This is a genomic window from Desulfobacter sp. UBA2225 (genome assembly GCF_002348205.1).
Taxonomy (GTDB): domain Bacteria; phylum Desulfobacterota; class Desulfobacteria; order Desulfobacterales; family Desulfobacteraceae; genus Desulfobacter; species Desulfobacter postgatei.
The window spans coordinates 1-9,433 of record NZ_DDYV01000003.1; the positions used below are offsets into that span (position 1 = coordinate 1).

A 9,433-nucleotide genomic window follows, 5' to 3' on the forward strand; every position below is an offset into this window, starting at 1 on the left:
ACCCAGACTTATTGAGAAGTTACGAGGAGAACTTTTTGCTTTGGGCCGATGGTATGCCAGTGCCAATGTCAACCTGGAGATCCATCCCCTGGTCAACGCTTACATCACCCCCATCATCAACCTTCACGACGGGTCGGGCATATTGTTACCCCGGGTTGTTTATGATTTCTCCGACAATATCCGTATTTCCCTGACACTCCTTTTAAACTGGGGGGCAGCCGGCACGGAATACGGCGGATTTGTTATCACGGACACAGGCTTCACCACGGCACCCGCAGACACGGTTTCTGCATGGATCACCTGGTTTTTCTAAACTGATTTCATCTTGAATGGAGATGATTTGTGATCAAAACGTAATCGTGGATTAGACACCCCCCGGGTTACTGCAGACTCTCCAAGCCATTGAAGAAAAAACAAGTAGTCATCATCGGCTTTCTGCCCTATTTTCCTTATTTTGTGTTCCTGATGCGCACTGTGTTGACAGTCCGGTAATATCAAGTCTATTCCTGGGATTGCAAGGCGTTGAGCCGGAGCGTTAAAGGCCGGTCTTCTTCCATCTCTTTGGAAAACCCGATGACCCCCGGATTTCTAAACTGATCAGGACAAGCACAGGCTGCCACCCAGTCCTCCCTCACAGCCTTGAACACCTTAAAGGCGTTGGATTCCAGATCAACAAGACTCTTTTCCATGACCAGTTCCAGGCGTCCTTTGCGTTCCTCAAGGTGCATGAGCCGGGCAATGGGTATACCTGCCGGCTGCCACTGGTGAAAGTCTTTTTCTAAATTGATAATGGCCGCCATCTGACCTGTGGCCCCGCCTGCAATCAGGTGAAAGGCCGTAAGGCCTAAATTGTACGCATAACAGCAGTCAAAATAGGTTGGATCGGTTCCCCGGCCATCATACCCGTAAAAATGGGTCTGGATATTAAAATCAGCCTGGGATTTTCTAAATATATTTACAAGGACCGCAGGTATCTGTTCTTCATCATCCAGCATGCCGGCATGGACCAGGGCAATCTTCAAGGTTTTAAGGGAGATAATATCCGGCTTGACCAGCACGTATCTATCCTGGGGGTTTTTAAACAATGCCGGGGCAAAGAGCTCCGGATCCATTCCCGCACCATCCATAAGCGAAACATAATCATCCCGAAGAATACCTACTTTGTAAAGCCCCTGCTCTCTGAGCACGTCAAGATACTCTTTGACCATGTCCATGATGATCTTCTCGGTTTTAACCTGGGAGAACTGGAAATTGCCGTGAAGATCCCTTTCCACCAAAAGCCCTTCCCTAAAAAATCCGGGCAGCTGGTTGAACAACTCATCGTCCCGGATATTCCATATGGGAAACCGCCCCTTGTCCATCATCCCCTGGGATATCCTGCGCAAATAATCCAATTTTTCGTTCAGGGTGGAAAATGTTCTGTGGAAATCCAGGTCATGGATTCTATTATAATCCGCAATAATTTTATTGAGTTTTGTGATGAACACCTGGATCTCGTTGATAAATTCCAGAATGCCTTCCGGAATGATCATCAACCCGTAATTTTTACCGAATGCCGCCCGCCGGACAATAATATCACAAATGACCCGGGATAGATGGCGCAGGGTCATCCCGTAGGCGTTATAATCCATCTGCCCCCCTTGGGCCAGGGATTTGACCATACGGTCCTGGTCCACATAATCTGCTAACTCTTCGCCGATCAAGGCGATATTCACATGGGTTTGAAGCGCTGTCTCGAGCGTAAGATGGCTTGCCACCCGACCCATAACCTTGCACACATGCCAGTATTTAATATCGGAACTGCCGTCATTGGCCAGATTGGCAATATTTTGTGCAAAGGCCCGGGCCGCAGAATGAAAGCCAAAGGAGGTGGCGCACAACACCTTGCCGTCTTCTGTTTTTACCTGGATATCGCCGTCAATGGTTTTGGGGATGCCGAGGACCTTGATCCCGGAAGATTTAAAATGCTGGGCCAGGAAGGCGGCGTTGGTATTGGAATCATCCCCGCCAATGATCACCAATGCATCAAGATTCAAGCCCTTGCAGACGGTCAATGCCAATTCCATTTTGCTGCCGGAATCAATTTTGGTCCGCCCGGTTTTAATCATGTTAAAACCACCCATGTTCCGGTGGGTGTCCACCAGTTCCGGGGTGATCTCAATGTACCGGTTTTCAAGCAGCCCTTCAGGCCCTTTAATAAACCCGAACATCTTTGATGCACTGTTGAAACGTTTCATCTCGTCAAAAAGGCCTGCAATTACATTATGCCCACCCGGAGCCGGGCCGCCGGAAAAAACAACACCGATGTGTCGCGGTTTTGAAAATTTTGCCTTTGCATTTTCATCGGGGTTAGGATCTGTAATCACCTGCTGTACGGGGTTGTTGATAATTCCGGGCAGCATACGTTCCGCCTCTGTATCTTTCAAAAAACGGTATTCATTCAATGTCTGAAGAGATGTAAGTGATCCATTGAATATCTCTATTTTTTCAGGAGAAAACCGTTTTCGTGCCACATTGTCCATGCTTTCCTCATTCATGGTTTGAAGCGCTTTCGCCCGCACGTCGGAGGGGATCTTCAGGGTATTTTCGTCCATTATTACTCCAAAATTTTTAGTGTTTGAACGCAACCTCACCCATCTGCGCCTTGCATATAGGCAACTTTTCGTCCAAACACGGGATTTGTGTTCAGGCGCTATCTATTGCGTCATAACCTGATTTCGACCATTTTCCTTTGCCTTGTATACAGCCATATCCGCCCGTTCAAATAAATCCTTTGATGACTTATCCCCCTCCTTGATGCAGGAAACACCAATGCTGACCGTAACCCGAACCGTCTCCTCTTTGTACAGGAATTCAATTTTTTCTATGGTCTGGCGAATTTTCTCCGCAACCTGTGTTGCGCCTTCCATATTCGTCTCCGGCATAATGACGACAAACTCTTCACCGCCATACCGGGCAAGCATATCACTTTTTCTTAATAAAGGCCGGGTCCGTTTTATAATTTCCTGCAGGCACCTGTCACCAATGGCGTGTCCATAGGTATCATTAATATTTTTAAACTTATCCGCGTCAATAATCAAAAGGGAAAAAATATTTTTATACCGGAGAAACCGGTCCATCTCCTCTTCAATTTTCTTGTCATAGGCCCTGCGGTTTTTGGCTCCGGTCAGTTGGTCCTCGTTGAGTTTTTTCTCCAACTCTTCAGAATATTTTGTGGCAACCTGCAACTCCTGCTTGAGTTTGGCAAATCCGGAGGCAAAGGAGTTCTTGCTTTTTTCAGCCAACCGACTGATGGCCTGGTCCACTTTCTGCTTTTTCTGCAATGCCTTCTCAATGGAAGCAAGCCCCGTGGAAATCTTTGCCCGCAAATCATCTAAACTTTCAGCCACATCAAAGGATTTTTTGATCCCGGCCATTTCGTCATTTAAGATGGATCCAAACCCCTGATTTGAAGAAAGCAGAGAGCTTGTGTGCTCATAGGAAGAGGCCAGTCTCTTTTCAATTTCAAAAATTCTTGCCACAATATCTCTGATAAAAGCATTAACCTTTTCCCGATCCTGGCTGGTTTCTGAAATATAATTAAAAATAAGGGAAAAAATATTTTCCCGAACTTCTTCAAAACCTTGTATGTCGCCTATCTTAAGCAGGTTTGAGGTAATTAATTCAAGCTTTCTGGTATATTTTTTATCAAGATTGGATTTCAGATGATTCACCACATCGTGGTAACTTTGCCTGAGATTGTCCAGCATCTGATCTTCGGATGAATTTTTTCGAAAAGCGGAAAAAAAGCCTTTCTTTTTTTTGGGGGCGGCCGGGCCGATATCTTCCTGGATCATCGCGGTTTTGATCTGATCGAAAATATATTCGATCTTAGCCGCAGAAGCCTTTTTCCGCATGGCCGCACCCAGCTGAATGCAAGCATCACCCAATGCCGTTCCTTCCTGGGAAAGCACATCTAAAATAATGGGGAAATACCGTCTATAAAGACTATCAAGATTGCCATACTGCGCCTCCACTGCATCCAGTTCCTTGAGCAGGTGGTCCTTCTGGGATCTCAATTTAATGATTTCGGCTTGTAACTGGTCTATTTTATCATCACGTTGTTCGGCCATAATGTATTCCCAAATTTAAACCACTTGTAATGGTTGATTACTTTTAACCAGTGAAACAAAGAAAGTAAAGTTAATTTAGCAGATCCAAAGCTTGATTGCGGCTGCTAAAAATTGTACAAGAAGGCACATATTAACCCAGATTTTAGCCGATTTGCAAATCAGGATTTGAAATTTAGTAGATTAAGGCGAATGATCAAAATCCAATGAGGAGATACAAGGGTGGTATTCAGCTTTTTTAAAAAGAAAACGAAAACCCCTGAGACTGAAACCGTTTCAGAAGAAAATAGACCCGAACAAGAGCCACTTTCACCGCAACCTTCTTTGCAACCGGAAGTCGAACCAGATTTGCCGTTAGATGAATCTGAAAAGGTAACGGAATTTGTCCAGGAAAAACCTGCCATCAAAGAGGGTTCAGGACTGTTCTCAAAACTTAAATCCGGTCTGGCCAAAACCCGGACCGTTTTGAATACGGATATCACAGAACTGTTCTCATCGGCCAAAGCTATAAATGACGATCTGTTTGATACCCTCGAAGAACATTTGATCACCTCTGATCTCGGTATTGATATCACCATGGACATGATGGAGCGGATCAAGAAAAAAAGCCGCGGTCTGTCCACGGGGGATGAGCTTCGCCAGGTGCTCAAAGAGGAGTTGCTCACCCTTTTTCACGAACCGCCCCCCCCTGCCCCATCCGGGCCGAAGCCCTATGTTATCATGATGGTGGGTGTTAACGGAACCGGCAAAACCACCACGCTTGGCAAACTGGCCATGAAATATAAAGCCGAAGGAAAAAAAGTATTAATTGCAGCGGCAGATACGTTCCGGGCAGCAGCCATTGAGCAAGTTGAAATATGGGCCCAGCGCGCAGGGGCCGACATTGTTCGGCACAAGGAAGGTGCGGACCCTGCCGCAGTTGCCTACGATGCCGTTGAAGCAGCCATGGCAAGGGGCGTTGATGTGGTGCTCATTGACACGGCAGGCAGGCTGCACACCCAGAAAAATCTCATGGAAGAGTTAAAGAAGATCAAGCGATCCGTGGATAAAAAATACAAAGGTGCACCCCACGATGTAATGATGGTCATAGACGCCACCACCGGCCAGAATGCCCTGTCCCAGGCGGAAATTTTCCACAAGGCCGTGGGGCTTACCCAGATGAGTGTCACCAAACTGGACGGCACCGCAAAGGGGGGGATTGTAGCGGCGGTCTCATCCACCATGGAGCTGCCCATTTCCTATATCGGTGTGGGGGAGGCCATAGAAGATCTGCAGGAATTTGATGCAAAACGATTTGTCAATGCGCTATTCGACGACTGATCGTGTCATTATAATATTGTAATACCCGGTTTTTCTTTTACGAGGCCTGAGAAAATAATTTCAACGGTCTGAAAGGAAGTTGTGATGAACACAAAGATCGAGGTTTACACCCCAAAAAACTCCATTAAAGTTGTTACGGCCACCTCCCTGTTTGACGGGCATGATGCCGCCATCAACATCATGAGAAGAATTCTGCAGGACTCCGGAGCCGAAGTCGTCCACATCGGGCATAATCGATCGGCCGGAGAAATCGTGAATGCGGCCATACAGGAAGATGCCCAGGGAATAGCGGTTTCCAGTTATCAGGGCGGACATATTGAGTTCTTCAAATATATAGTGGATCTCTTAAAGGAAAACGATGCATGCCATATCAAGGTCTTTGGCGGCGGCGGTGGCGTGATTATCCCCTCGGAGATAAGACAACTGCACGATTATGGGGTGGCGCGGATTTATTCCCCGGAAGACGGCAGCAACATGGGGCTCCAGGGCATGATCAATGATATGCTGAAAAAGATGGATAACCCGCCGGTAAATCCGGACCAACTTGATCTGAAACGTTTGAATGTCGATAATCCTGCCATGACAGCCCAATTTATCACGGCGATACAGGAACAGTCCGCTTCAGCCGGGGATAAACCGGACATGATATTATCAAAGATAAAAACGGCTGCAGCCAACATCAACGTCCCGGTAATCGGCCTGACCGGAACCGGCGGCGCAGGCAAATCCTCTTTTGCCGACGAGTTAATCACCCGGTTCCTTCATGATTTTTCAGATATTCATATTGCCGTGATCTCGTGCGACCCTTCGAGAAGAAAAACAGGGGGGGCATTACTGGGAGACCGGATACGGATGAACGCCATTGAAAACAAACGGGTTTATATGCGATCCCTTGCCACCCGCCGGTCACAGACAGAATTGCCGGAGGTATTGCCGGATGCCGTTAATGTTGTCAAGGCGGCGGGATTTGATATCATTATTGTGGAAACTGCCGGTATCGGACAGGGTGATTCAAGAATTGTGGATCTGGTCGATCTGTCCGTTTATGTCATGACTGCGGACTTCGGGGCACCATCACAATTAGAAAAAATCGACATGCTGGATTATGCGGATATGGTGGTGCTCAATAAATATGAAAAAAAAGGCAGCGAAGATGCGCTTCGCGATGTCAGAAAACAGGTCCAGAGAAATCGGAAAGCCTTTGACCAGTCGCCGGACACCATGCCGGTATTCGGGACGATTGCCTCTAAATTCAATGATGACGGGATTACCGCTTTTTATCACGCTCTGCTGGATTTGATAGAGGAGAAAAAAAAGATTCCGTATAAATCACGCCTTGGGAAAAGCGGCAAAAAGGCATCTTCTTCTAAAACAATTATCATTCCCGGGGAGCGTGTACGGTATCTTTCTGAAATCGCAGATACCATCCGCGGATACCACGAGACCACAGAAGTACAGGCCAAGGCGGTCCGAAGCCGAGCGCACCTGATGTATACCCTAAAGGTATTTGAAGGCAGGGATGATCTTTCTTCCCAGGACATACTGGCGGAGCTGAAAAAGGCAGTTAATGATGCGGCTGCTGGGGTTGATCCGGAGACCGACCGGGCCATTGATGAATTCAACGACTGGAAAACCAGGTATCAACAGGAGGAACTGGTCTATCAGGTACGCGGCAAAGAAGTCAGGGCCCCCCTGTTTACACACTCCCTGTCCCATTCAAAGATCCCCAGGATTTCAATCCCGCGGTTTGATGATCCGGCGGAACAGTATAAATGGGTCAGAAAAGAGAATTTTGCCGGCTGTTTCCCTTATACGGCCGGGGTCTTCCCTTTAAAGCGGTCCGATGAGGACCCGACCCGGATGTTTGCCGGGGAGGGCGGACCCGAAGATACCAACAAAAGGTTCAAGCTTCTGTCCCATGAATACCCGGCAAAGCGCCTCTCCACTGCGTTTGATTCAGTGACCCTGTACGGTTTTGATCCGGACATCCGGCCGGATATCTACGGTAAAATCGGCACCTCCGGAGTCAGCATCTGCACCCTGGATGATGTAACGGTGTTGTATGACGGGTTTGATCTTTGTGCGCCCAATACATCTGTTTCCATGACCATCAACGGGCCGGCCCCCATGATCCTGGCCATGTTTCTAAATGCTGCCATTGATCAGCAGATGGAAAAATTTGAAAAAGAGAATGGACGCGCGCCTTCAAAAAAAGACGCAGCGGATATCCGGCAGTATGCTTTGTCAAATGTACGGGGAACGGTCCAGGCAGACATCCTCAAAGAAGACCAGGGACAGAATACCTGCATCTTTTCCATTGAATTTGCCTTGAGAATGATGGGGGACATTCAGCAATATTTTATCGATCATCAGGTTCGTAATTTTTATTCGGTCTCCATTTCAGGCTATCATATTGCCGAGGCCGGGGCAAATCCCATCACCCAGCTCGCATTGACGCTGGCCAACGGCTTCACATATGTGGAATACTATTTGTCGAGGGGGATGGATATTGACGATTTTGCACCGTCCCTCTCGTTTTTCTTTTCAAACGGAATGGACCCGGAATATACCGTCATCGGCCGGGTTGCCAGGCGGATATGGGCCCTGGCCATGAAGTATAAATACAAGGCAAACGAGAAATCCCAGAAGCTGAAGTATCATATCCAGACATCCGGTCGATCCCTGCACAGTCAGGAAATTCAATTCAATGATATCCGGACCACCCTCCAGGGGCTGTGCGCCATATACGATAATTGCAACAGTCTTCACACCAATGCGTTTGACGAGGCCATCACGACCCCTTCTGCCGACTCGGTAAGAAGAGCCCTTGCCATTCAACTGATCATCAACCGAGAATGGGGGCTTGCCAAAAATGAAAATCCGCTGCAGGGCAGTTTTATCGTGGACGAACTGACAGATCTTGTTGAGGAGGCGGTCCTGATGGAGTTTGACCGCATCACCCAGCGGGGCGGGGTGCTCGGTGCCATGGAAACCGGGTATCAGCGCGGAAAAATACAGGAAGAATCCATGTATTACGAATATCTTAAACATAGCGGGAAATATCCGATTATCGGGGTCAACACATTTATTGATCCGGATGCCGACTATGCAGAGATGGCCAACCACCTGGAATTGTCCAGATCCACAAAATCGCAGAAAGATTCCCAGCTGGCTCGCTTGAAAGCGTTCAAAGAGAGGCATAAAAAAGAGGCGGTCGAGGCGGTTGAGGATGTAAAGCAGACGGCCTTGGGTTCCGGTAATATGTTTGAATGCCTGATGAAGGCCGTCCGTGTGTGCAGCCTGGGAACCATGACAAACGCCTTATATGAAGTCGGAGGGAAATACAGACGGAATATGTGACCTGTGTTGGTTAAATAAAGGCAGTTACTACCCTTTGAACGCGGTGTTCGACGGCTGATTCTATAACTCAAAAAGATCCAGGGATGGTGTTTCCAGATCTACATAGATCATCCGGCTCTCCCCGGCCTGATTTTTGCCAAGAAGAATATTAAGAACAGCCATCGTCTGAAAAGATGCGATCAGTGCCGGAGACAAGACCGGCGTACCTAAAAGATGTTCGGATGAACAGGCGCTATCCTTACCGCTGTAAAGCATTTCCATACTGTTATCCGAGGGCTGGATAATCATCACCCGGCCCGCGAACCCGGCAACGGCCCCATGCACCAGGGGCAAACGGCATTTGCGGGCAATGGCAGCCAGGATCAGTCTGTCACCCGGTGTATCAAGGCCATCAACGATCACCTGGACATCTACAAACAGGGCATCCTGATTCGGATCCTTCACCGCAATTCGATGGGCAGTAATTTGTACAGCAGGATTGATCAGGCGGCAGCATTCCTGCATCACTTCGACCTTGGGGTTGCCCAGGGTATTTTGATTCGCAAAAACCTGACGATTAAGATTGGTTTCATCAAAAGAATCCGGGTCAAAGATGTGCAGCGCGCCGACGCCCAGGCGGGAAAGGCCTTCTATGACATGGCCCC

General features: G+C 48.0%; 6 protein-coding genes. 3 read left to right on the forward strand and 3 right to left on the reverse strand.

Annotation, left to right across the window (positions count from 1 at the left end):
- A partial coding sequence (locus B3D59_RS00140; protein ID WP_286817064.1) for a hypothetical protein occupies positions 1–313 on the forward strand: 313 nt, incomplete at its 5' end.
- Between the two features lie 187 nt (positions 314–500).
- Here the strand turns inward: B3D59_RS00140 and B3D59_RS00145 are convergent.
- Positions 501–2,594, reverse strand: coding sequence for a 6-phosphofructokinase (locus B3D59_RS00145; protein WP_286817065.1), 2,094 nt, complete (start codon positions 2,592–2,594; stop codon positions 501–503).
- 102 nt (positions 2,595–2,696) lie between these two features.
- Positions 2,697–4,112, reverse strand: coding sequence for a GGDEF domain-containing protein (locus B3D59_RS00150; protein WP_286817066.1), 1,416 nt, complete (start codon positions 4,110–4,112; stop codon positions 2,697–2,699).
- A 219-nt stretch (positions 4,113–4,331) separates the two neighbouring features.
- Here B3D59_RS00150 and ftsY point away from each other — a divergent pair, with 219 nt between their 5' ends.
- A complete protein-coding gene (ftsY, locus tag B3D59_RS00155) occupies positions 4,332–5,429 on the forward strand; it encodes a signal recognition particle-docking protein FtsY (RefSeq protein WP_414646499.1) in 1,098 nt (365 codons plus the stop codon).
- An 84-nt stretch (positions 5,430–5,513) separates the two neighbouring features.
- Positions 5,514–8,789 carry a fused isobutyryl-CoA mutase/GTPase IcmF gene (gene icmF / locus B3D59_RS00160; protein ID WP_286817068.1) on the forward strand — a complete coding sequence of 1,092 codons (3,276 nt, stop codon included), beginning with the start codon at positions 5,514–5,516 and terminating at the stop codon, positions 8,787–8,789.
- Positions 8,790–8,849: 60 nt separating this feature from the next.
- Here icmF and B3D59_RS00165 read toward each other — a convergent pair.
- A partial coding sequence (locus B3D59_RS00165) for a HesA/MoeB/ThiF family protein (RefSeq protein ID WP_286817069.1) occupies positions 8,850–9,433 on the reverse strand: 584 nt, incomplete at its 5' end.

Coding starts and splice junctions, on each gene's coding strand:
- B3D59_RS00145 (WP_286817065.1), bottom strand. CDS start 2,594: ATGGACGAAAATACCCTGAAGATCCCCTCCGACGTGCGGGCGAAAGCG.
- B3D59_RS00150 (WP_286817066.1), bottom strand. CDS start 4,112: ATGGCCGAACAACGTGATGATAAAATAGACCAGTTACAAGCCGAAATC.
- icmF (WP_286817068.1), top strand. CDS start 5,514: ATGAACACAAAGATCGAGGTTTACACCCCAAAAAACTCCATTAAAGTT.